This is a genomic window from Serratia sp. (in: enterobacteria) (genome assembly GCF_051654945.1).
In the GTDB taxonomy this organism is placed as follows: domain Bacteria; phylum Pseudomonadota; class Gammaproteobacteria; order Enterobacterales; family Enterobacteriaceae; genus Chania.
In genome coordinates this window covers 369,662-396,585 of record NZ_JBOFZA010000091.1, presented here as the reverse complement: position 1 = coordinate 396,585, position 26,924 = coordinate 369,662, and the positions used below count along the sequence as shown (strand labels likewise).

Below are 26,924 nucleotides of genomic sequence, written 5' to 3'. Positions count from 1 at the left end.
CCATGGACGGATTGTTATTTATCGCTGGTCTGGCGTTGTTCTTATGCCTGGTGGTATTACCCATTTCGGTGGTGATAGCGCTTGGCCGTGGCAACCGCAACCAGCGAGAGATTGCACAACTCACACTCACCATCACCCAGTTGCAAAAACAGGTGGATGATCTGCGGTTCGTTGAAACCGGAAGATCGCGACCAACGCCGACTCCTGATCCTGTGGTGCAACCGGTGGTGGCGAAGCAAACGCATGACTTTGCGGCACACGCGGCACAACAGCCTGCCGTTAAACCCGTTGCTGACATCGCCGTACCTCCACCGGTTACAGTTCCATTGGGACCTGCCGTACCAGCAGCCACCCTCCCTCGCCCACCTGTGGCTAAACCTGTTATTGATAAACCGCAGCAACCGAAAAACGACCTGCTCAGCGGGCTGATTGGCTGGTTTATGCAAGGCAATCCGCTGGCGAAGCTGGGGGTGCTGTTACTGTTCTTCGGCTTGGCCTACCTGATGAAATACACCGTTGAACGCGACATGCTGCCTATTGAGTTCAGGTTAATGGGCGCGGCGGTGGCGAGCGGTGTTTTACTGTGGTTTGGCTGGCGTTTGCGTGTTAAACAGACGCTTTATGCCCTGATCCTGCAAGGGGGCGCGGTTGGCGCGCTCTATATCACCGTCTTTGGTGCCTTCCGGCTGTATCAGCTGTTGCCACATATGCTGGCATTTGGCCTGATGCTGGTGATCTGCGCCGCCAGCGTGGGGTTGGCCGTATTGCAACGCGCCCTCAGCCTGGCGATGCTTGCCAGCATTGGCGGCTATCTTTCTCCGCTGCTGCTATCTACCGGTGGCGGAAGTTATATCGCTCTGTTCTCCTATTACCTGCTGCTTTCGCTGGGCATTTTAGCGATCAGCGTCTGGCAGCCGTGGCGGCCGCTTAACCTGTTGGGCTTTGTCTTTTCCTTTGGTGTCGCCGGATTGTGGGGGGTAAACAACTACCTACCTGAATACTACCTGGGCTGCCAGCTGTTCCTGATTGCCAATATCGTGATTTTTGGTGTGCTCTGCCTGGCCCTGACGCTACGTGCACAACTGCCTGGCGAGAAGATCATCGATGGGGCGCTACTGTTTGGCCCACCGTTAATCGGTTTTGGTATGCAGTATCTGATTACCCGTCAGTGGGAATTTGGCCCGGCGTTCTCGGCGCTAGGCTTCGGTTTGGCTTACCTGTTACTCGCCTGGGCTGCCTTGAAGCGTTACCCATCCTTGGGCCGAATGTTAGCGGTTTCCGGTTTGGCGCTTGGCGGAGTGTTCACTACGCTAGCGATCCCATTGGCGCTGTCCGCTGAGTGGACATCCATGGCTTGGGCACTGGAAGGGCTGGGTATTCTTTGGCTTGGTCGTCAGCAAAAACAAATCCGCATGAGCCTCAGCGGTTCTGGCCTGCTGGTGCTGGCCTTGGCTTCTGCCTTGGTAGCCCTTGGCGCGGGCATGACGACGCTTTCCTTCACCCTGGTGTTTGCCGTGTTGGCATTAACCTGGCTTGCGGCAGCATTCCTCTGGCGCGATATCGTGGCCGATGCTGCATTCCGGCAGGTTGTCAGCCGTAGTCTGCTGGCTGGCGGGATCCTACTCTGGTTGGTCTGCCTGCTAGGTTTTGCCGGCAGATTGCCGCTTTACTATAGCCAAGGGGCCTTCCTGGCGCTGGCCTTGTTGACGCTATCTGTCGTGCTGTGGCGTTGGGTGGCACAACGACTGGCCTGGCTCGAACTGCGTTATAGCATTTGGCTGCTATGGCCGGGCATGCTGGCCTTGCTGTTATTCCAACTGGCCGATATGGATTCTTTATGGTCTTTCGGTTGGCCGAACCTGGTCTGGTTGCTGGCCTTGCCTGTGGCGTACTGGTTGCTCAAGCGCGAAGCGGGCTCTCTACCTTTACTACGCCTGCAGCAAGGATTACACCTGTCGCTGTTCTGGATGGTGATATTTGCGCTGGGCTATGAAGTCTTTTGGCGTACGATGCGCTTGCCGTGGGGCATGGATGAGTGGCGACTGGGCCTGCAAATGGGCTTCATCTCCCTGATCATTTTGGCCACGCATGGTGCACTGCGTAAAGGATGTTGGCCGTTTGCCGAACATCGTCAGCTGTATGGTGCAATAGCCTTGGCCCCATTGGCGGCGTTGGTCTTGCTGCTGTTGCTGGTAGGCAACGTGTTTGATGGGGTCAGTATAGGCTGGCGTTATTTGCCGCTGTTGAACCCGTTGGAAGAGGGGGCCGGTTTTGCACTGTTGGCGCTGGTGACTCTGGGGCTGTTTGTCCGGCGGGAATACCCGCAATTTGCCGCATTGCTGAAACAGGCGCTGCCGCTGTTTACCCTCGCGATGCTGTTCTGGTGGGGAAATGGGGCTGTCCTGCGTGCGCTGGCCTATTACGCCGATATTGCCTGGCGGGCCGATACGCTCTGGGGCTCCCGTCTGGTGCAGACCACTTTCGCTTTGCTGTGGATGCTGATCGCGCTGATCGTCATGGTGTGGTCAACCCGTCGCGGACAACGTGAAGTCTGGTTTGGCGGTGCGGCGTTGCTCGGTATCGTCATTGTTAAATTGATGCTGGTTGATAGCGCCCGGGGCGGCGGATTGGCTCGTGCCATCTCGTTTATCGGCGTGGCGATATTGGTGTTGATCGTGGGATATTTTTCCCCATTGCCACCCAAAGCGGTGCGCGGTAAGGAGCCGAATGTGGCAAGCGAACGAGGGAATGTATGAAAGTAAAACTGAATAACTGGTTGCTGTTGGGATCGCTTTGTTTGGCCGGTGCTGCCAGTGCAGAGTCAGTGGCTGAAAAACCGCAAGACTTCGCCTATGGCATGTCGCTAACCACTGAAGGCAGCTCGCCGTTCTTCCGCATAGAACTGCCTGAAACGGTGTATACCGAGAGCGTTTGGCCGGATATGCGTGATGTGCGGGTGTTCAACAATCAGGGGCAGGCCGTACCCTTCGCACTGACCGCGAACGTTACCACTCAGGAAAATAACCAGACTTTCCCTCTGCGCCTGTTCCCGATGAATGGCAAAAGGGTCACCAATCAGGAACAGCAGGTGATTTCACTAAAATCCGCTGGTGGTGTTGAAGTGACCTTACCGGTGGATAGTGACAAGCCAATGGGGAATACCTATCTGCTGGAGATCCCGCAGCATGAGGGCGACTATCCCCGTCTGACCCAGCTGAAACTGGCCTGGGAGCGTTTGCCCGAGAATTGGCAGACCCGCGTTAGCCTGTTTTATAGCAGTGATTTAAAAGACTGGTCGAGCAGTGCCGAGGATGTGCCCTTGATGGATCTGGTCTCTGGCAGCGATCGGTTGCTGTTGGATACCATCGATCTTGATGACTATGCCAGACCTCGTTATCTGTTATTGGTGTTCAACGATGCCAAAACGGCCCCTGATTTGAAGATTCAATCAGTGCAGGGAATTTTGGCTTCCAGACATACCGAACAGCAAAGGATCGGCCTGACCTTTAACCAAAAAGCCATTTCGCCCAGTGAGGCGGAGTATAGCTGGCCGAACCCTCAGCCCTTGAACAATATCAGCATTCGCCCAACGCAGGGGAATACGGTATTGCCACTCGAGATCGATTACCGCAGTGCAGCTAATGACAGTTGGCACCCTCTGACCAAGCAGGTGGTGTTCTCGGTTAATGGACGTACCGCAGAGGCAATCCCGCTGAACGGCTTGTTGGTGCAGGGTATCCGCTTGAAAGGCATCAACCAGCAATGGGGCGATTCGCTGCCAGAGGTTAAGGCAGAGCGCGACAGCCAAACCGTGATATTCAATGCCCAGGGAACCACGCCATTCCTGCTGGCATGGGGAAATAAAGCGGCCCAGACTCAGGCGATCCCTTTAGATAGCCTTATCCCGGCCGAGCTGCGTAAAGCGGTGGATGCCGATGCGTTGCCAGAAGCCGGATTGCAATCCCAGGTCACGTTGGGTGGCACCGAACGCTTGAGCGCGGTAGATGCCGCAGAAGAGGCCAGCATGTGGAAGAAGGGCCTGCTTTGGCTCCTGCTGGTGCTGGGCGCAGGCGGCTTGGTGCTATTGGCGCTGAAGCTGTGGAAAGAGGTACAGCAGAAGCCGCAATAAGCTGAGTGATTGCTGATTGGTGAGATGAAAGACAAGGGGTGACGCGGTTTGCGTTGCCCCTTGTGCATCGAGTTATTGCTCTGTAAGTTCAAGCTCTGCAATCACTGGCAGATGGTCGCTTGCTGCAGCCCATTGGAACTTGTTTGAGTTATGAGGGATCTCGATATTCTTGATATTCCATTTCTGGCCTTTGAAAGTAAATATATGGTCAATATCGAGAGCTGGATTTATCGCTGGCCACGTTCTGAAGTCCACATCAGGTTTCACGACAGGATCCCAGAAATATTTTATTTCCTTAATGGGTTGTTCGTTTTGGGTGGAGTTGAAATCGCCGGCAAGAATTTTTACCGATGTCGCGATGTTGGCAAAGTCAGATGGCGCATCTCCAATACTTAAGTCAAGGATATAACGGGCCTGCCCAAGGCGAACGGCTGGATCTTTCTGCCAGTCCAGATGGGTGACCATGACTATTATCGGTGAATCAAAGCCGGGTTTGGTGATTTGGGACAGCAAAACCACTCGTTGCTCAGCATTACCAGAGGGGAGTTTAACCACCTGTGACTTATCAATTTTGTACTTTGATAGTAGCCCAACTCCGTACTCACCACCATCAAAGTCAAGGGCCTTGCCGTAGGCATAGAAAAGACCGTTCGCCTTCGCGAGCTCTGCCAATTGATCTATTTTCCCACTGCGGGCCGTTTTATTATCGATTTCTTCTACGGCAATGACATCAGCATCGATATGTTTGATGGCTTGGTTCAATGACGTAAAGTCAGAGACATTGTCCGAGGTTTCATTTTTACCAATGTTAAAGGTCGCTATCTTAATTGTTGGTTTTTTTGTGGTGTAAATTTTGTCTGGAGTCCCTCCTTTTTCTACTGCAAGGATCTCAGAGCCTGTCAGTCCAGTGTTTGCATGAAGAGAGAAGGATGCAAGAAAACCTATTGAAATTAAATAATTTAATGTATTTATCTTCATTATTTCCCCTGTGGCATAAGCCCAATGATTTAACTTCTTTAGAGATATATCATGAACTGCCAGTGGGTGTTTGTGACGAATGCCTCAAACTTATTTATCAAGGTGAAACAACTTGATTAAATTAAAAAATAATGAATCAACTTATACTGGGTTTTAATTAATTCTTTGTTTGCTGTTTTATTGCAAGCATTAGTAATGCGAATGACTGGTCGTCGGGAGGGGAAGGACTATTGGATTACGCTAATAGTGCGGATTTTTGCGTTTCAGGAGAAAGTCAATGTCACAGCATGTTATCGAACAACTCACTTTTCAGACCTGTCAGAGAATTACTAACAGCTGAGCTTGATGGCAGAGACGTTTTAGTCCTCAATCCACATGATGAACGGCATGGAAGCGAAAGAGCAGGTTAAGCAACTTTTAATACAGTTTGCTTCCGAGAAGGTGGGGGTTCACTGACTAGTCACGTGCACCAAGAGCAGCAGGTTCCATATTGTAAGTTATTAACGTATTATTTATGCTAGGTTTTATTGAGTAATGGAACTAATAATGAATGAGTTTGATATCATTGTAGTGTCTTCATTGGTTATCACTTACATACCTGCTTTCTGGTTTTTGGGCATGAATGTTACAGCTCAGAGTATCGCGGAAGAGTTCGGTTATGACAGAACCTATGTGCGGTGGCTTATACCTAAATGGGCAAGTCAATGCGGCGGTTTTGCTATTGCAATTCACTATTTTTTTGTACTGCTCACTCTTTTCTTAATGAACTGGGTATATGGGCTGGCGGCGTTTGGGGCAGGTGTAATTCCGTTTATACTTTTCCCTTCTATGGCGAGAATGTATCGCGGAATTTTTCGCAGAGGCGCATTCCGTGCTTACAAAATTGATCCAGCATCGGGGAAATTTTTGTTGGAAATGTTGATGAAAACCAGAAAGTTTCGCTAGAACACAAGTCGTATCAAGTTAAAAGAACTTGCCCCGGTCATTATTTTTTTGTTCACTCTATTCCCTGGCTTAACGGCTCCATGGCCACCATGTAGCTATCAGGATAGCTTCAAATCTACCGAAACTCCTCGGCTAATGCGCAACACCCTGTACTGAAATGTTCCGGGTGTATACAACCAACTGTGCAGCCCCACACATGGGGGGATTTCTGAGGGGTATCACTAAAAAACACCATGATTACCTGTGCAAAATATCCCTCGCATATCCCCAAAAAACTAAAGGACCCACGTTTTTAGCGTAAGTCCTTGTTATGTTTGGTGGCCCCTACTGGACTTGAACCAGTGACCAAGCGATTATGAGTCGCCTGCTCTAACCAACTGAGCTAAGGGGCCAAGAGGCGAGATTATACGGTAATCAGGGGACGCAGGTCTACACTCATCAAACCATATGATGTTTTTATGTACAGGCCTAGCCTGTTGTAATTGCAGGCAGATTTTGCGATAACCGTGATTAATCCCTGTTAACGGACTCGCAATACTTATGGAACTTTTGGCACCCAATCTACAGGTGGTGTTCTGCGGCATCAATCCTGGCCTTTCTTCTGCCCATCAGGGCTATCCGTTCGCTAACGGCAGCAATCGCTTCTGGAAGGTGATCCATCAGGCGGGTTTCACCGATCGCCAGTTGGCTCCGGAAGAGTGGTTACAGCTGCAAGATACTGGTTGTGGTATCACCGCTCTGGTAGCGCGCCCAACGGTGGCGGCCAGCGAACTGACGCGCGATGAGCTGCGTGGTGGCGGTGAGGCGCTCAAAGAAAAAATTCTGCGTTACCAGCCGCGTGCTTTGGCGATCCTGGGGATACAGGCGTTCAGCAGTGCGTTTGGCGTGCGTAATGCGTCTTGGGGGCGTCAGGAGATGATGCTGGGCGAAACTGAGGTGTGGGTATTACCTAATCCCAGTGGATTGAATCGTGCCACGTTGGAGCAGCTTACCGAGAGTTACCGTGAGCTATTTCTAGCACTGCAATAAGGCATAAAAAAACCCCGGCAAGCCGGGGTTCTTCGGAGGTTGTTAAACCTTAGTCATCCAGGAAGCTACGCAGCACTTCTGAACGGCTTGGGTGGCGCAGTTTACGCAACGCTTTGGCTTCGATCTGACGAATACGCTCACGGGTAACGTCGAACTGTTTGCCCACTTCTTCCAACGTGTGGTCAGTGTTCATATCGATACCGAAACGCATACGCAGCACTTTCGCTTCACGTGCGGTCAGGCCAGCCAGTACGTCGTGCGTGGCAGAACGCAGGCTTTCAGAGGTGGCAGAATCCAGTGGCAGCTCGAGGGTGGTATCCTCGATGAAATCGCCCAGATGTGAATCTTCATCATCACCAATCGGCGTTTCCATGGAGATCGGCTCTTTGGCGATCTTCAGTACCTTACGGATTTTGTCTTCTGGCATCAGCATGCGTTCGGCCAGCTCTTCCGGCGTAGGTTCACGGCCCATCTCTTGCAGCATCTGGCGCGAAATACGGTTGAGTTTGTTGATGGTCTCAATCATATGCACCGGAATACGGATGGTACGTGCCTGGTCGGCGATGGAGCGGGTGATAGCCTGACGGATCCACCAGGTGGCGTAAGTCGAGAACTTGTAGCCACGACGGTATTCAAACTTGTCTACCGCTTTCATCAAGCCGATGTTGCCTTCCTGGATCAGATCCAGGAACTGCAGGCCACGGTTGGTATATTTCTTGGCGATCGAGATAACCAGACGCAAGTTGGCTTCAACCATCTCTTTCTTCGCGCGGCGGGCTTTCGCTTCACCGATCGACATACGACGGTTGATGTCTTTTACCTGCTCGATGGTCAGGCCGGTTTCTTCTTCGATCTGACGCAGTTTTTGCAGGCTGCGCTGAACGTCTTCATTAACGTCTTTCAGCTTCTCTGACCATGGTTTACCCATTGCCAGTGCCGCTGCGAACCAGGTATCGCTGGTTTCGTTGCCGGCGAACAGTGTGACGAAGTTTTTCTTCGGCATTTTGCACTGCTCAACGCACAGCTTCATGATGATACGTTCTTGCGTACGAACGCGATCCATCATGGTACGCATGCTGTTGACCAGGAAGTCGAACTGTTTTGGCACCAGGCGGAACTGCTTGAACACTTCAGACAGCTTCAGGATCTCTTCTGCTGCGCTGGCGTGGCTGCGGCCGTTCTTTTTGATGACCAGACGAGTCGCTTCGTACTGATCGCGCAGATCGGTAAACTTCTGGCGCGCCAGTTCAGGATCGATGCTGTTGTCGTCTTCAGCTTCGTCTTCTTCGTCTTCGTCTTTTTCGTCGTCGTCCTGCTCTTCGGTGGTTAATTCAGAACCGATGTGCGTGGCGGTAGGCGCGATGTCCTCTTCCGCGTTAGGATCGACGAAGCCGGTGATCAGATCGGACAGGCGTGCTTCGCCAGCCTCGACGCGATCGTACTGCTCCAGCAAATAGGTGATGGCCTCAGGGTACTCGGCAACCGAGCACTGTACCTGATTGATGCCGTCTTCGATACGCTTGGCGATGTCGATTTCGCCTTCGCGCGTCAGCAACTCAACGGTACCCATTTCGCGCATGTACATACGCACCGGGTCGGTCGTGCGCCCGATTTCAGATTCTACGCTGGACAGCACCTGAGCGGCAGCTTCTTCCGCATCTTCGTCTGTGCTGTTGTTGTTTTCAGCCAGCAGCAGGTCATCGGCGTCCGGTGCTTCTTCCATCACCTGGATGCCCATGTCGTTAATCATCTGGATGATGTCTTCGATCTGGTCGGAGTCGACGATATCTTCCGGCAGATGGTCATTGACCTCAGCATAGGTCAGATAGCCTTGCTCCTTACCACGTTGGACAAGAAGTTTAAGCTGTGACTGCGGGTTTTGCTCCATAAGACGGTATCCACACTTCAGAGTATTTGGGTTGGTGTCGGTCGGCGAAACCGCCAACAATAGCATTTGGGGCGTTTTTGTTGTTGCCGCGGCCCACTGTGGCGGCATATTGCAGGGCTCAGCCCTCGCATTTATCGGCACTTAAGCCGTTTGGTATTCAGTCTTTCTTCGCCAGTGCCAATTGTAATGACCAGAGTTCCTTGCGTTCGTCTGCATTCAGGCCATGCGTTCTGTCACGGGCGATCAAATCTTCCTGACGTTTTTCCAGGACCGAGTCGTAGAGATTCGTCAGCGTATCTAAAAAGTGTTGCTCAACTTGTTCCTCAACGATCATATGGTTCCATGTTGCCAAGGTTTCAAGCTGTGGACTCAATTTGTTATCGCGGTACAGTTCCAGCAACTGGCCGGTAGTCAGACCCGGTTGTGCCAAACAGGTTTGCACCAGCTCAACAAATAGCGGTAAGCCCGCCTGCTTAGTCTGCTCGAGCCCTTCCAGCGAAGGGATAAGTGTAGCCAAACGCGGATTTTGCACCAGTAATCCTATCAGTATACGCATGGTTGTGCGTTTTAGCTGGGGCGCCTGATAAGTATTCGCATTTTCCGCCTGTTTGGGCATCAGCTTGTCGAGCTGGCTATCGTCCAGCAGGCCCAGCTTGCTGCCAAGCTGTTGGCGCAGGTACAGACGCAATGTCTCACCCGGTACCTGAGTGATCAGCGGTAGTGCCAACGTACTCAGTTTGGCACGGCCATCCGGGCTACTCAGGTCGACCTGCGGCATCAACGTTTCGAACAGGAAAGTGGAAAGCGGCTGCGCCAGCTCCATTCGCTGTTCGAAGGCGTCTTTGCCTTCTTTACGGACTAGCGTGTCCGGATCTTCACCATCTGGTAAAAACATAAACCGCAGCTGACGCCCATCGTTGAGATAGGGCAGTGCGGTTTCCAACGCGCGCCAGGCGGCTTCACGGCCAGCTCTGTCGCCGTCGTAACAGCAGACAACGTTATCGGTAGCGCGGAACAGCAGCTGAATATGTTCAGCCGTTGTCGAGGTTCCGAGTGAGGCAACAGCATAATCAATGCCATATTGCGCTAACGCCACCACGTCCATATAGCCTTCGACCACCAGCAAACGTTGCGGGTTGGCGTGGCTCTGCTGTGCTTCATACAGGCCGTATAACTGACGGCCCTTGTGGAATACTTCGGTTTCCGGCGAGTTCAGGTACTTGGGCATACCGTCGCCCAGCACTCGTCCACCAAAGGCGATCACCCTCCCGCGTTTGTCGCGGATGGGGAACATCACACGTTCGCGGAAGCGATCGTAAGTGCGCCCTTGATCGTTAGTCACCAACATTCCGGCATCGTTCAATGCTGCCCGGCTGTCGGTATCACGCCCGAAACGCTTTAACGCATTATCCCAACCGGCAGGTGCAAAGCCGATGGCAAAATGGCGGATAACGTCGTCGCTCAATCCGCGCTGTTGCAGGTAGTTGCGCGCCTGCGTACCGTGGGATTGATGCAGTGACTGTTGATAGAACGCGCTGAGCTGTTCCATCAGTTGATATAGGCTTTGACGCTGATGGCGTTCGATTTGCGTCGGCCCGGTGCCTGCCTCGTAAGGCACTTCCAGCCCGTGCATGGTGGCCAGTTCCTCGATGGTTTCGACAAACTCGAGTCTGTCGTAATTCATCAGGAAGTCGACGGCGTTACCGTGCGCTCCACAACCAAAACAGTGATAAAACTGTTTGTCGCCATTAACGGTGAATGAAGGCGTTTTTTCGTGGTGGAACGGACAGCACGCGTGATAGTTCTTGCCCTGCTTTTTAAGCTTTACCCGGGCGTCAATCAGATCGACGATGTCGGTGCGAGCCAGCAAGTCATTGATAAATACACGCGGAATTCGTCCAGCCATAAGCCCCTGTTACGATTGCCTATAAACGAGAACAAGCCGCGCATTCCTTTCGGAAAGCACGGCCTTCGTATGCAACTACTCGGTCTGCGTGTTCTTGAAAAAGAAAAAAATCACGCGGTGGGGTTACCCCCGAAGGATTAATACAGACGAGTGCGGCGTGCGTTTTCGCGAGCCAGTTTCTTCGCGTGGCGTTTTACTGCAGAAGCTTTAGCGCGTTTACGTTCGGTAGTCGGTTTTTCATAGAACTCACGACGACGAACTTCAGCTAAAACACCTGCTTTTTCGCAGGAGCGTTTGAAACGACGCAGTGCAACGTCAAATGGCTCGTTTTCACGTACTTTAATTACCGGCATGTGCCTCTCACCTCAATAGAATTCGGTTTGCTGCTGGCCAAGCGCCAGCCTTTTCAAAATGGTGCGGAATTTTACTTCAATGGATGCTGCTTTGTAAAGCACCATAGCAAATTGAAACATGCCGCGTTCCGGCAAACTCGCGCAATTATGCATCGGCCGCCGATTATAGACTAATCAGAAAAAATTGCTCGTTATTAATCACCCGACGGGCAACCTTGCGAATCATCGACATAGCGCGCCATGGCGGTCTGGGTGCTGCGGGCAGGCGGTAAATGGCGTTGATTGTGATAAACTGGCGGCCGCACGTGAATGATGGGAAATGTAATGCGCGTATTGGGTATAGAAACGTCCTGCGATGAAACCGGTATTGCAGTGTATGACGATCAAACCGGTTTGTTAGCCAACCAACTCTACAGCCAGGTAAAACTGCATGCCGACTATGGCGGCGTGGTGCCGGAGCTGGCTTCTCGCGATCACGTGCGTAAAACCGTGCCGCTGATCCAGGCTGCGCTGAAAGAGGCGAACCTGAAGCCAGGCGATATCGACGGCGTAGCGTATACCGCTGGCCCTGGCTTGGTCGGTGCTTTGCTGGTCGGGGCAACCATTGGCCGCGCGTTGGCGTTTGCCTGGGGCGTGCCTGCGGTGCCAGTGCATCATATGGAAGGCCACTTGCTGGCACCGATGTTGGAAGACAATCCACCGGCGTTTCCGTTTGTGGCGTTGCTGGTCTCTGGTGGCCACACCCAACTGATCAGCGTGACCGGGATCGGTGAATATACCTTGCTGGGGGAGTCGGTCGACGACGCCGCTGGCGAAGCGTTCGACAAAACCGCCAAGCTGTTAGGGCTGGATTATCCTGGCGGGCCGATGCTGTCTAAAATGGCGCAGCAGGGCACGGAAGGGCGTTTTACCTTCCCGCGGCCAATGACCGATCGCCCTGGGCTGGATTTCAGCTTCTCCGGCCTGAAAACCTTTGCTGCCAACACCATCCGTTCTAACGGCAACGACGATCAGACCCGTGCCGACATCGCCCGTGCCTTTGAGGATGCGGTGGTGGATACGCTGGCGATCAAATGCAAGCGTGCGCTGGAACAGACCGGGTTTAAACGCCTGGTGATGGCCGGTGGCGTCAGCGCCAACCGCACATTGCGCAGCAAGCTGGCAGAGCTGATGAAAAAACGCGGTGGTGAAGTATTCTATGCCCGCCCGGAATTCTGTACCGACAATGGTGCGATGATCGCCTATGCCGGGATGGTTCGGCTGAAAAACGGTGGCGATCCGGAACTGGGCGTTACCGTACGCCCACGTTGGCCGCTGGCAGAGCTGCCTGCGGTGTAAAAACAAATCACATTTTGCATTAATGGATGGAACCAAAGATGCCGAACCTAACAATACGTCAGCATGGGACTGAAGCCATCGCAACCACCAACCAGTATTTTCTTGCTACTCGTTTGCCTCTCATGGCAAATGCACTGAGTCCGCAAGATTTGGAATGGTGCATGGCAATGGTACGTAATTTGCCAAAGGAGAGACGGCTCCCTTGGGATACGGTAAACGCTTTTTTGTATGACGAGGAAGCGTTCAATTTTGCGTTCAAACTGCTGGACTCGGCAGAGCGACCCGCTGGTGTTTGTGTTTGTGAGTATGTTCAGGAAGAACAGGTTCTGAATGTTAACATGCTGCAAAATTTTGCGCCGGAAGGCTCAGTCCTTGACGGCAACATGTTGACTTACTCGCTTGTTACCATTGTCTTTTTTCTGGCAGATATCGGAGGAACGGGCGTTCGACTGATGTGCCCAATCAACGATCGCGTGGCGGATTACTATATTAATCGACATGAGTTTGTTGATATCACCGATGGGGCAAAGTTAATACTGTACCGTTCGGCAGATGAGCTCGCCTCTTGGTTTACAACGCTTCAACTGCCTTTGGTTGATGGTGAGTAAAATATGAGCAATAATAACAACACTAGCAACAATGCGAAAAGGAGTTAGGTATGGTCAGTAGAACAGCAAAAATCAAGACACTTGAACTCTCTAATCACATTGTTAGCGCAGAGGGTTCTGCTTCTGTCATTGAAGGGCCAAACGGTTTCAGCGCCACGGCGATCACGCCGCTTGGTAAAAGTATCAACGTCTCGAAAAGTGAGTTATTCGCGGCGATGGTTCGGGCTGCACCTGCACTGACGAAGGTTAACTCTTTATCGGAGCCAGAGGGGGTATATAACGCCTTGAGGTATCCCGAAGTAAAAGCATGACAGTAAAGGCTGGAGTCTCCAGCCTTTTTTTGATCACTCTTCCGGTTTTTCTTCCTGCTCCACAACACTGTCTTTCTTCTTGCGGAACTTACCCCAGATTTTCCCTTCCTGGCCGCGCCACAGGCGTTGGATATTATCGTGATGACGCATCAGGATCAGGCAGGAGAGCATTGCCACCGGGAAGGTAAACTGCGGTTTGAACCACCAGACGTAGAATGGCGCAATCAGCGCGCTGACGATCGCCCCGAGTGAGGAATAGCCACTCAGCAGTACGGTCAACAGCCAGGTACCGGTCATCAGGCCGGTGAGATCCCAGCCGATCGGCGCGATGGCACCAAACGCCGTTGCCACGCCTTTACCGCCCCGGAAGTGGAAGAACACCGGGTAGATGTGCCCAAGACAGGCGGCGATCGCCGTCAGGCCGAGATACAGCGGTGGGACGTTGAACGCATAAGCCAACCAGACAGGCAGCATTCCTTTGAGAATATCGAACACCAACACCGTAGCCGCAGCCAGGCGGCCACCGATACGCAGGACGTTGGTCGCCCCTGGATTTCCCGATCCATGTTCACGCGGATCTGGTAGCCTGGCGATCCGACAAACCAGGATCGCACTGGAAATTGAGCCACACAGATACGCGAAGATAATCATGCCAAGCGCGGTAGCACTCATAACGCGGTTCCGTTTAATAATGGTCGTTTTACTCGCAACATCTATGGATAATACGCATATTCCGCCGGAAGTGGTATCCGGCAAGGCCAAAAACTGAGAATGACGTGATGGATATCGTATTTATAGAAGAGCTTAGCGTGATCACCACCATTGGCGTTTATGATTGGGAACAGACCATCCAGCAAAAGCTGGTGTTCGATATCGAAATGGCGTGGGACAACCGCCAGGCAGCCGCCAGTGATGATGTGAATGACTGCCTGAGCTATGCCGATATCAGCGATGCGGTGATCCAGCATGTGCAACCCAATCGTTTTGCACTGGTGGAGCGGGTAGCAGAGGAGATATCCGAAATTTTGCTGCGGCGCTTTAAATCTCCCTGGGTCCGTATTAAGGTCAGCAAGCCGGGTGCGGTTGCGCACGCCAACCGGGTTGGGGTGATCATTGAGCGTGGCCAGCGCCCTGCCTGATGAGTTGTCACTTTTATGCAACTAATGAGCGGTATTCTGGTCTGTAACTAGAATTGTTTAAGCGGCAAGGTGTTGAACATTGCCGCTTTTTTGTGTTTGTACCTTAACGGTTTTACATTTGAAATGGGGTTAGCGGGCTGATGGCGGACATGCATTCATTGTTTGTGGCATTTGTTCTTGGGGTAGTCGAAGGGCTGACAGAGTTCCTTCCGGTTTCCTCTACTGGGCACATGATTATCGTAGGGGAATTGTTGGGTTTTACCGGGGATAAGGCGAAAACCTTCGAGGTTATCATCCAACTGGGTTCGATCCTGGCAGTAGTTGTGGTGTTCTGGCGCCGTCTGTTTGGCCTGATCGGCATTCATTTTGGTGGTAAACCGGTGCCTCATGAAGGACATACGGCAGGGCGACTGAAATTAGGCCATATCTTGTTGGCGATGATCCCGGCGGTGGTTCTGGGGCTGATCTTCCACGACGTGATCAAATCCCTGTTTGAACCGAAAAACGTGATGTATGCCTTGGTCGTTGGAGGGTTGCTGCTGCTAGCCGCCGAATGGCTGAAACCGAAAAAGCCGCGCGCAGTCGGGTTGGACGATATTACCTATCGGCAGGCATTTTTGATCGGTTGCTTCCAGTGTCTGGCGCTGTGGCCTGGTTTTTCCCGTTCCGGCTCTACCATTTCAGGCGGTATGCTGGTTGGCGTGAGCCGTTATGCGGCCTCGGAGTTCTCCTTTATTCTGGCGGTGCCGATGATGCTCGGGGCCAGCGGGCTGGACTTGTACAAGAGCCTGCACTTCCTGACGCTCAATGATCTGCCGATGTTTGCCGTCGGTTTCGCCACTGCGTTTGTGGTGGCGTTGATCGCGATCAAGACCTTCCTGCAGCTTATCAAGCGTATCTCGTTTGTGCCGTTCGCTATCTACCGCTTTGTTGTCGCGGCGGCGGTGTACATGGTGTTTATGTAATCTCACCACTTTGCACGAACGTTTTTCCTCACCAATAGTGGGCGCTCTGCCCACTATTCTGATTGATGACAAGGTGGCAATGTTGCTGAATTTGTAGAGGGGTGAACATGTTCGGCCCTAACTAACCTACTTGCTTATCCAGATGGGCGCAGCAGCGCCCCTACGCGGTGAGACTGGTGGGGGTATCAGCAGTTTTTGTTTTTAAATCCCATCGATAAGAAAGTCTATTGCTGCTTTTATCTGTGGGCGATATTGCGCTGCACTGCAGAACTCAGCACCTAGGGCACGAACAGGTATGCTTGCAAGTTCATGAGCCATTACGGCGTATTCTTTGCCGTCCGTCAGCATGATCAGAGGATTCATTCGATCTGGGCGACTGCTGCCCGGATATTTTTCGACAGGCAACAGCGGGATCACAATACGGCGGTTTAACTGGCCGATAATATCGCTCGTTACGTCAAGTAGCAGGGGATAAACGATGCTTTTTCCGGGATTGTAGTAGACGGTGAATTGCATCGTTAAAACGTCCTGTAATCGTCGCTAAAGCAGCCATTCTCATCATGGAAACGATTTAACGCCTCAAGAGCCCCTCTGTTTTCTTCCTGCCATTTCTTCGTTGCGTGATGGCGTAGTTCGGCGTCTAGTGCGGCAGTTAAAGTGGCACTAAGGTTAATTCCAGCATCACGTGCCCGATTAAGCAGGCCTCGTTCTACAGTCATTGTGACGCTTTGTGTATTGCGTACTTTTACTGTCATGGTGTGCTCTCCTGTGATGGGTTACGTGTTATCTACACGACATCATGCACGCATTATAGCAGGCTATAGCGCGAGGGATCCCCAAATAATGGCGCTGCTTAATCTTGCTCATTTAGCACTCCCTTCTCCCCCCATTTTGGTCCGACCAAAGCCGGAAAAATGTGAATCTCAGGCACATAAACGGCAAAAACCCATCCACAGAGATTGCATATTTTTAACAATGGATTAACCATCGTTTATCAATTGTATGACTTCGCTCTATTGGTAGGACCAATTAAGCGGGGGCGTGAAGATGACTAATCGCTGGAGAAATTTACATGGAAGCCTGGCAACAAGTTTATGATCCTATTGGCAATATCTGGCTATCAAGCTTAATCGCGGCACTGCCGATTGCGTTTTTTTTCTTTGCGCTGATTAAGCTGAAACTGAAAGGGCACATTGCAGCGACGTTAACGGTTGGGATAGCTTTGCTGGTGGCGTTATTCCTTTACCGGATGCCCATTGACCGTGCGCTCGCTGCGGTGGTTTATGGTTTTTTCTATGGGCTGTGGCCGATAGCCTGGATCATTATCGCCGCGGTATTTGTTTATAAGATTTCGGTCAAGACCGGGCAGTTCGACATCATCCGCTCTTCCATTCTCTTTGTTACCCCCGACCAACGTTTACAGATGATTATCGTCGGCTTCTGTTTTGGTGCTTTTCTGGAAGGCGCCGCCGGGTTTGGTGCGCCGGTAGCGATCACCGCTGCCTTGTTGGTTGGTTTGGGATTCAATCCGTTATATGCCGCAGGGCTTTGCCTGATCGTCAATACCGCGCCGGTCGCTTTCGGCGCTATGGGGATCCCGATTATCGTGGCCGGGCAGGTGACCGGGTTGGACAGCTTTGAGATCGGCCAGATGGTCGGGCGTCAATTGCCGTTCCTGACCATCATCGTGCTGTTCTGGATCATGGCGATTATGGACGGTTGGCGCGGCATCAAGGAAACCTGGCCTGCGGTGATGGTGGCGGGGGGAAGCTTTGCCTTGGCGCAGTATCTCAGTTCCAACTTTCTTGGGCCAGAACTGCCGGACATCATCTCCTCGCTGGTTTCACTGGTGTGCCTGACGCTGTTTCTACGAGTTTGGCAGCCAAAGCGCCTGTTCCGCTTTGAGAGCGCTGAAGGGGAAACTAGCGATCAAACGCAGTCGCAGCAACATTATGCTTTAGGGAAGATTATTCGCGCCTGGATGCCGTTTATTTTCCTGACTGCGACGGTCACCTTGTGGAGCATCCCTCCGTTTAAAGCGCTGTTCGCTCAAGGTGGTGCGCTGTACGATTGGGTGTTCTCTATTCCGGTGCCGTTCCTGGATAAGCTGGTGGCTAAAATGCCACCGGTGGTAGCCGACATCACGCCTTATGCCGCGGTCTTCAAACTTGACTGGTTCTCTGCCACCGGCACCGCCATTATGGTGGCTGCGATCGCTTCGGTGATCTATCTGCGGATGAAGCCTAAAGACGCGGTCACCACGCTGGCTGAAACGCTAAAAGCGTTGATGCTGCCGATCTATTCCATCGGCATGGTGCTAGCCTTTGCTTTTATTTCCAACTATTCCGGCCTGTCGGCCACTCTGGCGCTGGCATTGGCGCACACCGGCAGCGCGTTCACCTTTTTCTCTCCGTTCCTTGGCTGGTTAGGCGTGTTCCTGACAGGCTCTGATACCTCGTCCAACGCGCTGTTCGCCGCCTTGCAGGCGACGACTGCCCAGCAGATTGGCGTTTCGGATGTGCTGCTGGTTGCGGCTAACACCACGGGCGGAGTCACAGGAAAAATGATTTCGCCGCAGTCTATCGCTATCGCCTGTGCCGCCGTGGGTTTGGTGGGCAAAGAGTCTGATCTGTTCCGCTTCACGGTAAAACATAGCCTGATCTTTACCTGCATGGTGGGGATTATCACCACGCTACAGGCTTACTGGCTGACCTGGATGATCCCATGACAGACAAGCTTCAGCCCGCACGCTTGGCCGATCGTTTGGTCGAGCGCATCAAGAACATGATCCACGAACGCCAACTGGTTGAGGGGATGCGCTTGCCTGCCGAACGCCAATTGGCTGACGAAATGGGGGTCTCGCGTTCCTCTTTGCGTGAAGCGATTCAAAAGCTGATCAGCGAAAAAACGCTCATCAGCCGACGTGGCGGCGGCACCTATGTCTGCGACGAGTTTTCCTGGTCGCAGCATAGCATTGTGGAACCGCTGAGAACCTTGGTTGCCGACGATCCAGGCTATCGTTATGACATTCTGGAGGCCCGCCACGCCATTGAGGCCAGCACCGCCTGGCACGCGGCAATGCGCGCCACCGCCGCCGACAAGGAGAAGCTACAGGCCTGTTTTGACGCCACGTTAGCGCTCAAAGAAAGCGATCATCCTGATCTGGCCGCCCAGGCCGATGTGCGCTTCCATCTGGCAATTGCCGAAGCGTCGCACAACGTGGTGTTGCTGCAAACCATGCGTGGTTTTTTCGATTTAATGCAGTCCTCCGTAATACATAGCCGTCAGCGTATGTACACCTTACCGACGATCTTCACACGGCTGACTGAGCAGCACGAGGAATTGCTGTTGGCGATCCTGGCAGGCGATCCTGAACGTGCGGGTAAAGCGGCAAAATCCCACCTGGGGTTCGTCCATTCCACCATTAAAAATCTGCATGAAGATGAGGCCAGGCAGGCGCGCATTACCCGTCTGCCTGATGAAAATTCACTGTAATAAGGGAGATCGCTCGATGATTATCTCAGCAGGCACGGATTATCGCGCTGCGGCGCAACGTAAGCTGCCACCGTTTCTATTTCACTACATCGATGGCGGCGCTTACGCCGAGCACACTTTGCGGCGCAACGTGGAAGATCTGGCGCAGGTGGCATTGAGACAGCGTGTGCTAAAGAACATGTCGGCGCTCAGTCTGGAAACCAGACTGTTTAACGAAACCCTATCTATGCCCGTCGTCCTTGGTCCGGTGGGGCTGTGTGGTATGTATGCCCGTCGTGGCGAGGTGCAGGCCGCACGGGCAGCGGAACAACAAGGCATTCCATTTACGCTGTCTACCGTGTCGGTCTGCCCGATCGAAGAGGTGGCCCCCGCCATCAAGCGGCCCATGTGGTTCCAGCTGTATGTGTTAAAAGACCGCGGATTTATGCGCAACGCCTTGGAGCGCGCGAAAGCCGCAGGCTGCACCACCTTGGTATTCACCGTAGATATGCCGACGCCGGGTGCGCGTTACCGCGATGCACATTCGGCAATGAGTGGCCCGTATGCCGCATTACGGCGCTATGGACAATCTGTTACCCATCCCTACTGGGCGTGGGATGTGGGTTTGAACGGGCGCCCGCACGATCTGGGGAATATCTCTACTTATCTGGGAAAACCCACCGGATTAGCCGATTACATCGGTTGGCTGGGCAGCAATTTTGATCCGTCAATTTCCTGGCGGGACCTGGAGTGGATCCGTGATTTCTGGCAGGGGCCAATGGTCATCAAGGGTATTCTCGATGCTGACGATGCACGTGATGCCGTGCGCTTTGGTGCCGATGGGATAGTGGTTTCCAACCACGGTGGCCGTCAGTTGGATGGGGTACTCTCTACCGCCCGGGCACTGCCGATGATTGCCGATGCGGTAAAAGGCGATATCACGATTCTGGCAGATAGTGGGGTACGCAGCGGATTGGATGTGGTGAGGATGATTGCGCTCGGAGCGGATAGCGTGCTGCTGGGACGAGCCTATATCTATGCTCTGGCAACTGCGGGCCAGGCGGGCGTGGAAAATCTGCTTGAGCTGATCAGGAAAGAGATGAGCGTCGCGATGACGTTGACCGGCGCAAAAAGTATCGCTGAAATCAGCCGTGATTCATTGGTGCTGGAGGGGATATAGGGTGTATGGGCGCATGCTGCGCCCGTTTAACTCAAGGCTGAGGTTCTTGCTGCTTTTTCCAGTCGGCCAGTGCCTGCTGGCGGCGGCGTTTGACCTCGTCGCGGATCGCCAACCCTTGCAGGCCGCTTTCCACCACCTCTTTGACCGAAACCGCATTGGCGATCTGATAGGCCTGGCGCAGATAATCACCCTGTGGATAAGGGTTGTTTTCAAAACCGGTGCGCCCACGGGCATCGGCTTCGCTGGTGAGGATCATCTGTTCCAGCCGCTGTGGCTTGCGCCACACGTCGATAGCATCAAACAGTTTTAACAGCGTTTCTGGCCGCAGTTTGTTGACCGTATGGATCAGATCGTGATACTCCGCGACCAGCCTGGCCAGCTCTCGCACTGGATTGGGCACCCGTAGCCGCTGGCACAGCGCTTCGACCAGCCTGACGCCCGCAGCGCCGTGGCCATAGTGGTGGGGCCAGAGTTCTTTCGGCGTGATGCCTTTACCGAGATCGTGGCACAGTGCCGAGAAGCGGATATCCACTTCGGGGCTGAGCTGAGCGGCAATCGCCAACGTCATCAGCGTGTGTACGCCGGTATCAATTTCCGGGTGCCACTTCTCTGGTGCCGGCACGCCAAACAGAGCGTCGATCTCTGGGAACAGCACCTTCAGCGCCCCGCAGTCACGCAATACCTGGAAGTAAACCTGTGGGCTTTGGCTCTGTAACGCCTTCTCTGTCTCTTTCCACACGCGCTCTGCCGTCAGGGAGGCTAGTTCACCACTCTCGGCCATCTTCTGCATCAGCGCGCTGGTCTCTGGGGCGACGGTAAAGCCCTGGGTGGCAAAGCGGGCGGCAAAACGAGCTACGCGCAATACTCGTAGCGGATCTTCCCCGAAAGCGTCAGAGACATGGCGCAGCAAGCGGGCATCTAGGTCAGCCTTGCCGTTATAGGGATCAACCAATTCCCCGTCATCGCCCCGCGCCATGGCGTTGATGGTGAGATCGCGGCGTAACAGATCTTCTTCCAGCGTCACGTCAGGGGCGGCATAGCAGGTAAAACCGGTGTAACCCTGGCCGGATTTGCGCTCGGTACGGGCCAGCGCATACTCCTCATGGGTCTGTGGATTGAGGAATACCGGGAAGTCTTTACCCACCTGCTGATAGCCAAGCGCCAACAGATCGGCCGGGGTGGCACCGACCACCACCCAATCGTGATCGACGACCGGTAAATTGAGCAGGGTGTCACGGACGGCACCGCCGACCAGGTAAATTTTCACGGTGTAACTCCTCTCTATAGCTCGTTTGTTCAGATTACATGAATTGGGCGATGGATGCGCAAACCAATAAAAAGGGCACCCGCAGGTGCCCAAACTGTCGAAACTGAGATCAGTTCATCCAGCGATTGTTCTTGCGGCGCGGGATCAGGCGCGGCAACAGCAGGCCGAGCAACAAACCCACACCGGCAACGCCGCCGCCGTACATAAACCATTGCAGAATAATGGTGCGCTGCTTGTCGTCGAGTTGCAGATTAACCGCATTGACCTTTTTCTGTGCCACCACCAGCTGATTTTTCAGATCCTGGTTTTCCTGCTGCAGGCCGCTGATGGTGCTGTCGCTGGCGGCAACTTTCTGCTGCATTTCGGCGGTGCGCTGGTTCCAGCTGTTATCGATGTTGGCCAGCTTGTCGGTCAGGGTTTTCACCTGCTGTTCCAACTCCGGCACCTGAGTGCGCAGGCTTGGCCTCTGGCTTAACTGATCGAGCGGGATCCAGACGCTACGTCCTTTGGAGTCGCGGATCTGGCCATAGTTGGTGCTGTCATTGACGCTTAACAGCGCCACTTCTTCACCGGCATTCAAGGTGCCGACGATGCGATATTGGTTACCTGGGCCGCTATGGACATAAGTATTTAATTCGTCGGAGATATAGCGTTTATCTTCGGCATGTGCGCCCCAAGTGATGCTAAAACTTAGCACGGCAAGGCAAATCAGGCGTAATTTCTGCATTATGTCATCGTTTCTGCGTGGATTTATGGAACGATAGTAGAGCGTTCAGTCTGACGGCGCAACGCTAAAACCGGAATGGGAACTATCTTACTATGGTGGATCTCGTGGGTTGCGACGTATTCCATAACGTAACAGGTTTTTTCTGCAGTTGGCAGAGTCAAGTCGGGGAGAATCGCGGTAAGATACTCCCATTGTGCGTCGTCAGGCTGAGTACGGCTGGCGGGCTCCGCCGTCGTGAAGACTCACGCGAATGCCTAACCTATTGGTGTATAAGAACTATGAGCGTTGAAATAGAACTGAAATTTATTGTTTCCCCTGAAGCGATGGCCACCCTTCCGGAGCGAATTGCCGCTTGGCCAAATCAGCATTCTGCGCCGCAGAAGCTGACCAACATCTACTATGAAACCGCTGATAACTTCCTGCGCAACCATGATATGGGTCTGCGTATCCGCGGTTGTGACGATAGCTATGAAATGACCATCAAAACCGCCGGCACGGTGGTGGGCGGGTTGCACCAGCGGCCGGAGTATAACGTCGCCATTGCCAAGCCTGCGCTGGCGCTGAAAAAATTCCCGGCGGATATCTGGCCGGAGGGCTGCAAACTGGCCCCGCTGCAAAAGGCGTTACAGCCACTGTTCCGCACCGATTTTGTGCGTGAAAAGTGGGTGGTCACTTACGGTGCAAGCGAGATCGAGATTGGCCTAGACCAAGGTGAGGTGTGTGCAGGTGAGTTGGCCGAGCCGTTATGTGAGCTGGAGCTGGAGCTGAAAAGCGGTGAGACCAGTGATTTGCTGGCCTTGGCAACCGCGTTGGCGGAACAGGGCGGTTTACGCCAGGGCAGCCTCAGCAAAGCGGCTCGGGGTTATCACCTGGCGCAGGGCAATGCTGAACGTGAGTTGCGCCCGCTAAGCGTGTTGAAACCGGCACCGAAGTCGACGGTTGAACAGGGCATGATTGCCGCTTTCGAGCTGGCGCTGAGCCATTGGCAGTATCATGAAGAGCTGTGGCTGCGTGGTGACAAGCAGGCGCGTCGTGCGGTGATGGAAGCCATCGGCCTGATCCGTCAGGCGCTGGTGATCTTTGGCGGCCTGGTGCCACGCAAGGCAAGCACCGATCTGCGCGCTCGTTTAACGGCGCTGGAGCCTTTGCTGGTGGATAAAACGACCCAGCCGCAGGTGTTGTGTTACAGCACGGAGTATCTGCAATGTAAGTTGGCACTCACATCGTGGCTGATTACCGGTGCATGGCGGCCGTTTATCGATGCCAAATCACAGGCGAAGCTGGATGGCTCCTTCAAGCGTTTTAGCGACATCATGCTGGGCCGTAGCGCCGCAGAGCTGAAAGAAGCCTTTACGCGCACGTTGAATGAAGATGAATATCAAGAGCAACTCCCGCGTCTGACGCGACAGGTGCTGGCGTTTACCTTGCTCTCTGGTGCTTATCCAGACAGCGAAACCGAGCCGTATATCGAAAGCTGGCGCGAACTGCAATCGGCGATTGCCGAGCGTCGGCAGGGTTGGTACGAAGCCAGCCGCAAACAGGCATTATCCCATGCGCCATTCTGGTTAAACGGCGCGGTTCGTTAACTCCAGCGGGCCTGCCGGGCTGCAGGCCATAGAACGGGTCATTCACTATGTTGCCACTCTCTGCTGCGTTACAGCTTCAGGCACAGAATATCGTGCAGCGATTTCAGGAAACTCAGGGCGCGGAGCTAGCGCTCAGTGCCGCAGAACAAAGCGTTCTGGCGTCGAGTGATTTTGTCAGCGACATGTTGCTCGGCCACCCTGAATGGCTGGCAACGTTACGCCAGCAGCCGCCGGTTGCCGATGAGTGGCAGCACTACGCCGCCTGGTTGCAGGATGAGCTTGAAGAAGTACGTGACGAAGCGCAGCTCATGCGTGTGCTCCGCCTGTTCCGCCGTGAGAGCCTGGTGCGTATTGCCTGGGCGCAGGCTCAGCAGTTATGCACCACGCAACAAACGCTGCAACAGCTGAGTGCCTTGGCGGAAACGCTGATCGTCAGCGCCCGGGACTGGCTCTATCAAACCTGTTGTCGCGAGTGGGGCACGCCGTGCAATGCCGATGGCGTGCCGCAGCCATTGCTGATCCTGGGGATGGGCAAACTCGGCGGTGGCGAACTGAATTTCTCCTCTGATATCGATCTGATCTTTGCCTACCCGGAAAATGGTCATACTCAAGGCGGGCGACGTGAGTTGGATAACGCCCAGTTCTTTACCCGCCTGGGGCAGCGGCTAATCAAGGCGTTGGATCAACAAACCATCGACGGCTTTGTCTACCGCGTAGATATGCGCCTGCGGCCATTTGGTGATAGCGGTCCGCTGGTGATGAGCTTTGCCGCACTGGAAGATTATTACCAGGAGCAAGGGCGTGACTGGGAACGCTATGCGATGGTCAAGGCGCGTCTGATGGGCGGGCATGAAGATGCCTACAGCCAGGAGCTGCGTAAGACGCTACGGCCATTTGTGTTCCGTCGCTATATCGATTTCAGCGTGATCCAGTCGCTGCGCAACATGAAGGGCATGATTGCCCGCGAAGTGCGGCGGCGGGGGCTGAAGGACAACATCAAGCTGGGTGCCGGTGGCATCCGCGAAATTGAATTTATCACCCAGGTTTTCCAACTGATCCGTGGCGGTCGTGAGCCCAGTTTGCAAGGGCGTTCATTGCTGCCGACGTTGCTGGCGGTTGGTGAACTGGGGCTATTAACAGCACAACAGGTTGCCGAGCTGAGTGATGGTTATCTGTTCCTGCGGCGTTTGGAGAATCTGTTGCAGGCGATCGCCGACCAGCAGACGCAAACCCTGCCGCAGGATGAGCTGGATCAGGCGCGCTTGGCTTGGGGCATGGATCAGCCAGACTGGTCGTTGTTGATGACGGTGCTGGAAGAACATATGCGCCAGGTACGTGCGGTATTTGACGACCTGATCGGCGACGATAGCCCGGACGTAGGCGAAGATCCCAACTACCAGCATTATCACAGCCTGTGGCAGGATGCGCTGGAAGAGAACGAGCTTGCACCGCTGACTCCTCATCTAGACGAAGAAGCGCGGCGGCAGATGTTGCGCTCCATCGCCGATTTCCGTCACGACGTGGACAAACGCACCATTGGCCCACGCGGCCGTGACGTGCTGGATCAACTGATGCCGCGCCTGCTGGCCGAAGTGTGTTCGCGTAACGATGCGGCTACGGCTCTGGCGCGCCTGATCCAACTGTTGCTGAGCATTGTGACCCGCACTACCTACCTCGAGCTGCTGGTGGAATATCATGCCGCGCTCAGCCACCTGATCCGCCTTTGTGCTGCTTCACCGATGGTGGCCAGCCAACTGGCGCGTTATCCGCTATTGCTCGATGAACTGCTTGATCCGGCCACGCTGTACCAACCCGTGGCCCCAGATGCCTATCGTAGCGAACTGCGCCAATACCGCTTGCGGGTGCCGGAAGACGATGAAGAGCAGCAACTGGAAGCGCTGCGGCAGTTCAAACAGGCGCAGCATTTGCGCATTGCCGCTGCGGATATCGCAGAAGCGCTGCCGGTGATGAAAGTGAGCGATCACTTAACCTTCCTGGCAGAGGCGATCATTGATGCCGTGGTGCAACAGGCGTGGAAAGATATGGTCGCGCGCTACGGCCAACCGACCCATCTGCATGAGCGGGAGGGATTAGGTTTTGCGGTGATCGGCTACGGCAAGTTGGGGGGCTGGGAACTGGGGTACAGTTCGGATCTCGATCTGGTGTTCCTGCTGGATTGCCCGCCTGACGTGATGACGGATGGCGATCGCTGCATTGATGGCCGTCAGTTCTATCTGCGCCTGGCACAGCGGGTGATGCACTTGTTCAGCACTCGCACTTCTTCGGGCATTCTCTATGAGGTGGATGCCCGTCTGCGTCCTTCCGGTGCCGCCGGGATGCTGGTCAGTACCGTTGAAGCCTTTGCCGACTATCAGCGTAACGAAGCCTGGACCTGGGAGCATCAGGCTCTGGTACGGGCGCGTATCGTGTATGGCGATCCTGCGCTGCATCAGCAGTTCGATGCGATCCGCCGCGAGATTTTATGCAAGCCGCGTGACGTGAACAAGCTACAGCAGGAAGTGCGTGAAATGCGTGAGAAAATGCGCAACCACCTGGGCAGCAAACAGCGCGATCTGTTTGATATCAAAGCGGACGAAGGTGGCATCACCGATATCGAATTTATCGCCCAATATCTGGTCTTAGGTTACGCAGGGGGCGAGCCGCGCCTGACCCGTTGGTCGGATAACGTGCGTATCTTTGAGCTGATGGCCAATTACGACATCATGCCGGAAGACGAAGCCCGGGCGTTGACCCAGGCCTATGTCACCATGCGTGATGAGATCCACCATCTGGCGTTGCAGGAGCAGTCCAGCAAAGTCAGCAGCGAACTGTTTGCCGCCGAACGTGAGCAGGTACGTGCCAGTTGGAGCAAATGGCTGGGCTGAGGGTGTCGATGTCCATCCCCTCACCCTAACCCTCTCCCCAAGGAGAGGGGACAGCCTGTGCTACATATTGACTCTGATGCCTGATGGCCGCTCCGTACTCGCTCCCTCGCCCTCTGGGAGAGGGTTGGGGTGAGGGGCAAGCATTAAGTTGTTGGGCACTTTTACGGGTATTGCAGGCTATTATGCTAATATCTGCCGAATTTATTTTTGACTTGT

Annotated in this window: 23 protein-coding genes and 1 tRNA gene; 14 read left to right on the top strand and 10 right to left on the bottom strand. The window is 53.9% G+C overall.

Going from position 1 to position 26,924, the window contains the following annotated elements:
* The first annotated feature begins 2 nt into the window (after window positions 1-2).
* Together ACRDCA_RS22605 and ACRDCA_RS22600 are read left to right on the top strand one after the other, a co-directional pair.
* Entirely contained in the window at window positions 3-2,756 is a 2,754-nt protein-coding gene (locus ACRDCA_RS22605; protein ID WP_438691527.1) for a DUF2339 domain-containing protein, read from the top strand.
* Complete coding sequence (locus tag ACRDCA_RS22600) at window positions 2,753-4,129, top strand: DUF3999 family protein (RefSeq protein ID WP_438691526.1); 1,377 nt, start codon at window positions 2,753-2,755, stop codon at window positions 4,127-4,129. Before ACRDCA_RS22605 ends, ACRDCA_RS22600 begins: the two co-directional genes overlap by 4 nt.
* Before the next feature lie 72 nt (window positions 4,130-4,201).
* On the opposite strand, the gene ACRDCA_RS22595 is transcribed toward ACRDCA_RS22600, so the two are convergent.
* Window positions 4,202-5,107, bottom strand: a complete 906-nt coding sequence (locus tag ACRDCA_RS22595) for an endonuclease/exonuclease/phosphatase family protein (RefSeq protein WP_438691525.1) — start codon at window positions 5,105-5,107, stop codon at window positions 4,202-4,204.
* Window positions 5,108-5,653: 546 nt separating this feature from the next.
* On the opposite strand from ACRDCA_RS22595, the gene ACRDCA_RS22590 reads away from it, so the two are divergent.
* The gene (locus ACRDCA_RS22590) at window positions 5,654-6,052 is read left to right on the top strand and encodes a hypothetical protein (RefSeq protein WP_438691524.1); all 399 of its coding nucleotides are present in this window, start codon (window positions 5,654-5,656) and stop codon (window positions 6,050-6,052) included.
* 315 nt (window positions 6,053-6,367) lie between these two features.
* Here ACRDCA_RS22590 and ACRDCA_RS22585 read toward each other — a convergent pair.
* Window positions 6,368-6,444: transfer RNA gene (locus ACRDCA_RS22585), tRNA-Ile, on the bottom strand.
* 148 nt (window positions 6,445-6,592) lie between these two features.
* On the opposite strand from ACRDCA_RS22585, the gene mug reads away from it, so the two are divergent.
* Window positions 6,593-7,081, top strand: a complete 489-nt coding sequence (mug, locus tag ACRDCA_RS22580; RefSeq protein WP_438691523.1) for a G/U mismatch-specific DNA glycosylase — start codon at window positions 6,593-6,595, stop codon at window positions 7,079-7,081.
* A 49-nt stretch (window positions 7,082-7,130) separates the two neighbouring features.
* On the opposite strand, the gene rpoD is transcribed toward mug, so the two are convergent.
* The 3 genes from rpoD to rpsU all read right to left on the bottom strand — a co-directional run bounded on the left by rpoD (window position 7,131) and on the right by rpsU (window position 11,228).
* A complete protein-coding gene (gene rpoD, locus ACRDCA_RS22575; RefSeq protein ID WP_438691522.1) occupies window positions 7,131-8,969 on the bottom strand; it encodes an RNA polymerase sigma factor RpoD in 1,839 nt (612 codons plus the stop codon).
* Between the two features lie 157 nt (window positions 8,970-9,126).
* Window positions 9,127-10,875 (bottom strand): DNA primase, encoded by a 1,749-nt coding sequence (gene dnaG, locus ACRDCA_RS22570; RefSeq protein WP_438691521.1) that lies wholly within the window; start codon window positions 10,873-10,875, stop codon window positions 9,127-9,129.
* A gap of 137 nt (window positions 10,876-11,012) precedes the next feature.
* On the bottom strand, window positions 11,013-11,228 hold the full coding sequence (rpsU, locus tag ACRDCA_RS22565; protein ID WP_001144069.1) for a 30S ribosomal protein S21: 216 nt from the start codon (window positions 11,226-11,228) through the stop codon (window positions 11,013-11,015).
* A 324-nt stretch (window positions 11,229-11,552) separates the two neighbouring features.
* On the opposite strand from rpsU, the gene tsaD reads away from it, so the two are divergent.
* Genes tsaD through ACRDCA_RS22550 form a run of 3 tightly spaced genes read left to right on the top strand, consistent with a single transcriptional unit; the run spans window position 11,553 to window position 13,485 of the window.
* Window positions 11,553-12,566 (top strand): tRNA (adenosine(37)-N6)-threonylcarbamoyltransferase complex transferase subunit TsaD, encoded by a 1,014-nt coding sequence (tsaD, locus tag ACRDCA_RS22560; protein WP_438691571.1) that lies wholly within the window; start codon window positions 11,553-11,555, stop codon window positions 12,564-12,566.
* A 38-nt stretch (window positions 12,567-12,604) separates the two neighbouring features.
* Window positions 12,605-13,174 (top strand): hypothetical protein, encoded by a 570-nt coding sequence (locus tag ACRDCA_RS22555; RefSeq protein ID WP_438691520.1) that lies wholly within the window; start codon window positions 12,605-12,607, stop codon window positions 13,172-13,174.
* Window positions 13,175-13,224: 50 nt separating this feature from the next.
* Complete coding sequence (locus ACRDCA_RS22550; RefSeq protein WP_438691519.1) at window positions 13,225-13,485, top strand: hypothetical protein; 261 nt, start codon at window positions 13,225-13,227, stop codon at window positions 13,483-13,485.
* Window positions 13,486-13,518: 33 nt separating this feature from the next.
* Here ACRDCA_RS22550 and plsY read toward each other — a convergent pair whose 3' ends face one another.
* A complete protein-coding gene (plsY, locus tag ACRDCA_RS22545) occupies window positions 13,519-14,157 on the bottom strand; it encodes a glycerol-3-phosphate 1-O-acyltransferase PlsY (protein WP_438691518.1) in 639 nt (212 codons plus the stop codon).
* A 107-nt stretch (window positions 14,158-14,264) separates the two neighbouring features.
* Between plsY and folB the strand changes: the two genes are divergently transcribed.
* Both folB and bacA read left to right on the top strand, forming a co-directional pair.
* Window positions 14,265-14,624, top strand: coding sequence for a bifunctional dihydroneopterin aldolase/7,8-dihydroneopterin epimerase (folB, locus tag ACRDCA_RS22540; protein ID WP_438691517.1), 360 nt, complete (start codon window positions 14,265-14,267; stop codon window positions 14,622-14,624).
* A 140-nt stretch (window positions 14,625-14,764) separates the two neighbouring features.
* Entirely contained in the window at window positions 14,765-15,589 is an 825-nt protein-coding gene (gene bacA, locus ACRDCA_RS22535; RefSeq protein WP_438691516.1) for an undecaprenyl-diphosphate phosphatase, read from the top strand.
* A gap of 201 nt (window positions 15,590-15,790) precedes the next feature.
* Here the strand turns inward: bacA and ACRDCA_RS22530 are convergent, their stop codons facing one another.
* Both ACRDCA_RS22530 and ACRDCA_RS22525 read right to left on the bottom strand, forming a co-directional pair.
* Entirely contained in the window at window positions 15,791-16,105 is a 315-nt protein-coding gene (locus ACRDCA_RS22530; RefSeq protein WP_438691515.1) for a CcdB family protein, read from the bottom strand.
* A gap of 2 nt (window positions 16,106-16,107) precedes the next feature.
* A complete protein-coding gene (locus ACRDCA_RS22525; RefSeq protein WP_438691514.1) occupies window positions 16,108-16,344 on the bottom strand; it encodes a type II toxin-antitoxin system CcdA family antitoxin in 237 nt (78 codons plus the stop codon).
* 317 nt (window positions 16,345-16,661) lie between these two features.
* Between ACRDCA_RS22525 and lldP the strand changes: the two genes are divergently transcribed.
* Genes lldP through lldD form a run of 3 tightly spaced genes read left to right on the top strand, consistent with a single transcriptional unit; the run spans window position 16,662 to window position 20,243 of the window.
* On the top strand, window positions 16,662-18,317 hold the full coding sequence (gene lldP, locus ACRDCA_RS22520) for an L-lactate permease (RefSeq protein WP_438691513.1): 1,656 nt from the start codon (window positions 16,662-16,664) through the stop codon (window positions 18,315-18,317).
* Window positions 18,314-19,084 (top strand): transcriptional regulator LldR, encoded by a 771-nt coding sequence (gene lldR / locus ACRDCA_RS22515; protein WP_438691512.1) that lies wholly within the window; start codon window positions 18,314-18,316, stop codon window positions 19,082-19,084. Before lldP ends, lldR begins: the two co-directional genes overlap by 4 nt.
* A 16-nt stretch (window positions 19,085-19,100) precedes the next feature.
* Window positions 19,101-20,243, top strand: a complete 1,143-nt coding sequence (gene lldD, locus ACRDCA_RS22510) for an FMN-dependent L-lactate dehydrogenase LldD (RefSeq protein WP_438691511.1) — start codon at window positions 19,101-19,103, stop codon at window positions 20,241-20,243.
* A 31-nt stretch (window positions 20,244-20,274) separates the two neighbouring features.
* On the opposite strand, the gene ACRDCA_RS22505 is transcribed toward lldD, so the two are convergent.
* Window positions 20,275-21,510, bottom strand: coding sequence for a multifunctional CCA addition/repair protein (locus ACRDCA_RS22505; protein ID WP_438691510.1), 1,236 nt, complete (start codon window positions 21,508-21,510; stop codon window positions 20,275-20,277).
* 109 nt (window positions 21,511-21,619) lie between these two features.
* Complete coding sequence (locus ACRDCA_RS22500) at window positions 21,620-22,237, bottom strand: TIGR04211 family SH3 domain-containing protein (RefSeq protein ID WP_438691509.1); 618 nt, start codon at window positions 22,235-22,237, stop codon at window positions 21,620-21,622.
* Between the two features lie 278 nt (window positions 22,238-22,515).
* Here ACRDCA_RS22500 and ACRDCA_RS22495 point away from each other — a divergent pair, with 278 nt between their 5' ends.
* Together ACRDCA_RS22495 and glnE are read left to right on the top strand one after the other, a co-directional pair.
* Window positions 22,516-23,823 (top strand): CYTH domain-containing protein, encoded by a 1,308-nt coding sequence (locus tag ACRDCA_RS22495; protein WP_438691508.1) that lies wholly within the window; start codon window positions 22,516-22,518, stop codon window positions 23,821-23,823.
* A gap of 47 nt (window positions 23,824-23,870) precedes the next feature.
* Window positions 23,871-26,708, top strand: coding sequence for a bifunctional [glutamate--ammonia ligase]-adenylyl-L-tyrosine phosphorylase/[glutamate--ammonia-ligase] adenylyltransferase (glnE, locus tag ACRDCA_RS22490; protein ID WP_438691507.1), 2,838 nt, complete (start codon window positions 23,871-23,873; stop codon window positions 26,706-26,708).
* Window positions 26,709-26,924: the final 216 nt, after the last annotated feature.

Coding starts and splice junctions, on each gene's coding strand:
- mug (WP_438691523.1), top strand. CDS start 6,593: ATGGAACTTTTGGCACCCAATCTACAGGTGGTGTTCTGCGGCATCAAT.
- folB (WP_438691517.1), top strand. CDS start 14,265: ATGGATATCGTATTTATAGAAGAGCTTAGCGTGATCACCACCATTGGC.
- lldP (WP_438691513.1), top strand. CDS start 16,662: ATGGAAGCCTGGCAACAAGTTTATGATCCTATTGGCAATATCTGGCTA.
- glnE (WP_438691507.1), top strand. CDS start 23,871: ATGTTGCCACTCTCTGCTGCGTTACAGCTTCAGGCACAGAATATCGTG.
- ACRDCA_RS22525 (WP_438691514.1), bottom strand. CDS start 16,344: ATGACAGTAAAAGTACGCAATACACAAAGCGTCACAATGACTGTAGAA.
- dnaG (WP_438691521.1), bottom strand. CDS start 10,875: ATGGCTGGACGAATTCCGCGTGTATTTATCAATGACTTGCTGGCTCGC.
- ACRDCA_RS22500 (WP_438691509.1), bottom strand. CDS start 22,237: ATGCAGAAATTACGCCTGATTTGCCTTGCCGTGCTAAGTTTTAGCATC.
- ACRDCA_RS22605 (WP_438691527.1), top strand. CDS start 3: ATGGACGGATTGTTATTTATCGCTGGTCTGGCGTTGTTCTTATGCCTG.
- rpsU (WP_001144069.1), bottom strand. CDS start 11,228: ATGCCGGTAATTAAAGTACGTGAAAACGAGCCATTTGACGTTGCACTG.
- bacA (WP_438691516.1), top strand. CDS start 14,765: ATGGCGGACATGCATTCATTGTTTGTGGCATTTGTTCTTGGGGTAGTC.
- ACRDCA_RS22530 (WP_438691515.1), bottom strand. CDS start 16,105: ATGCAATTCACCGTCTACTACAATCCCGGAAAAAGCATCGTTTATCCC.
- ACRDCA_RS22550 (WP_438691519.1), top strand. CDS start 13,225: ATGGTCAGTAGAACAGCAAAAATCAAGACACTTGAACTCTCTAATCAC.
- rpoD (WP_438691522.1), bottom strand. CDS start 8,969: ATGGAGCAAAACCCGCAGTCACAGCTTAAACTTCTTGTCCAACGTGGT.
- lldR (WP_438691512.1), top strand. CDS start 18,314: ATGACAGACAAGCTTCAGCCCGCACGCTTGGCCGATCGTTTGGTCGAG.
- ACRDCA_RS22590 (WP_438691524.1), top strand. CDS start 5,654: ATGAATGAGTTTGATATCATTGTAGTGTCTTCATTGGTTATCACTTAC.
- lldD (WP_438691511.1), top strand. CDS start 19,101: ATGATTATCTCAGCAGGCACGGATTATCGCGCTGCGGCGCAACGTAAG.
- ACRDCA_RS22495 (WP_438691508.1), top strand. CDS start 22,516: ATGAGCGTTGAAATAGAACTGAAATTTATTGTTTCCCCTGAAGCGATG.
- ACRDCA_RS22600 (WP_438691526.1), top strand. CDS start 2,753: ATGAAAGTAAAACTGAATAACTGGTTGCTGTTGGGATCGCTTTGTTTG.
- tsaD (WP_438691571.1), top strand. CDS start 11,553: ATGCGCGTATTGGGTATAGAAACGTCCTGCGATGAAACCGGTATTGCA.
- plsY (WP_438691518.1), bottom strand. CDS start 14,157: ATGAGTGCTACCGCGCTTGGCATGATTATCTTCGCGTATCTGTGTGGC.
- ACRDCA_RS22595 (WP_438691525.1), bottom strand. CDS start 5,107: ATGAAGATAAATACATTAAATTATTTAATTTCAATAGGTTTTCTTGCA.
- ACRDCA_RS22555 (WP_438691520.1), top strand. CDS start 12,605: ATGCCGAACCTAACAATACGTCAGCATGGGACTGAAGCCATCGCAACC.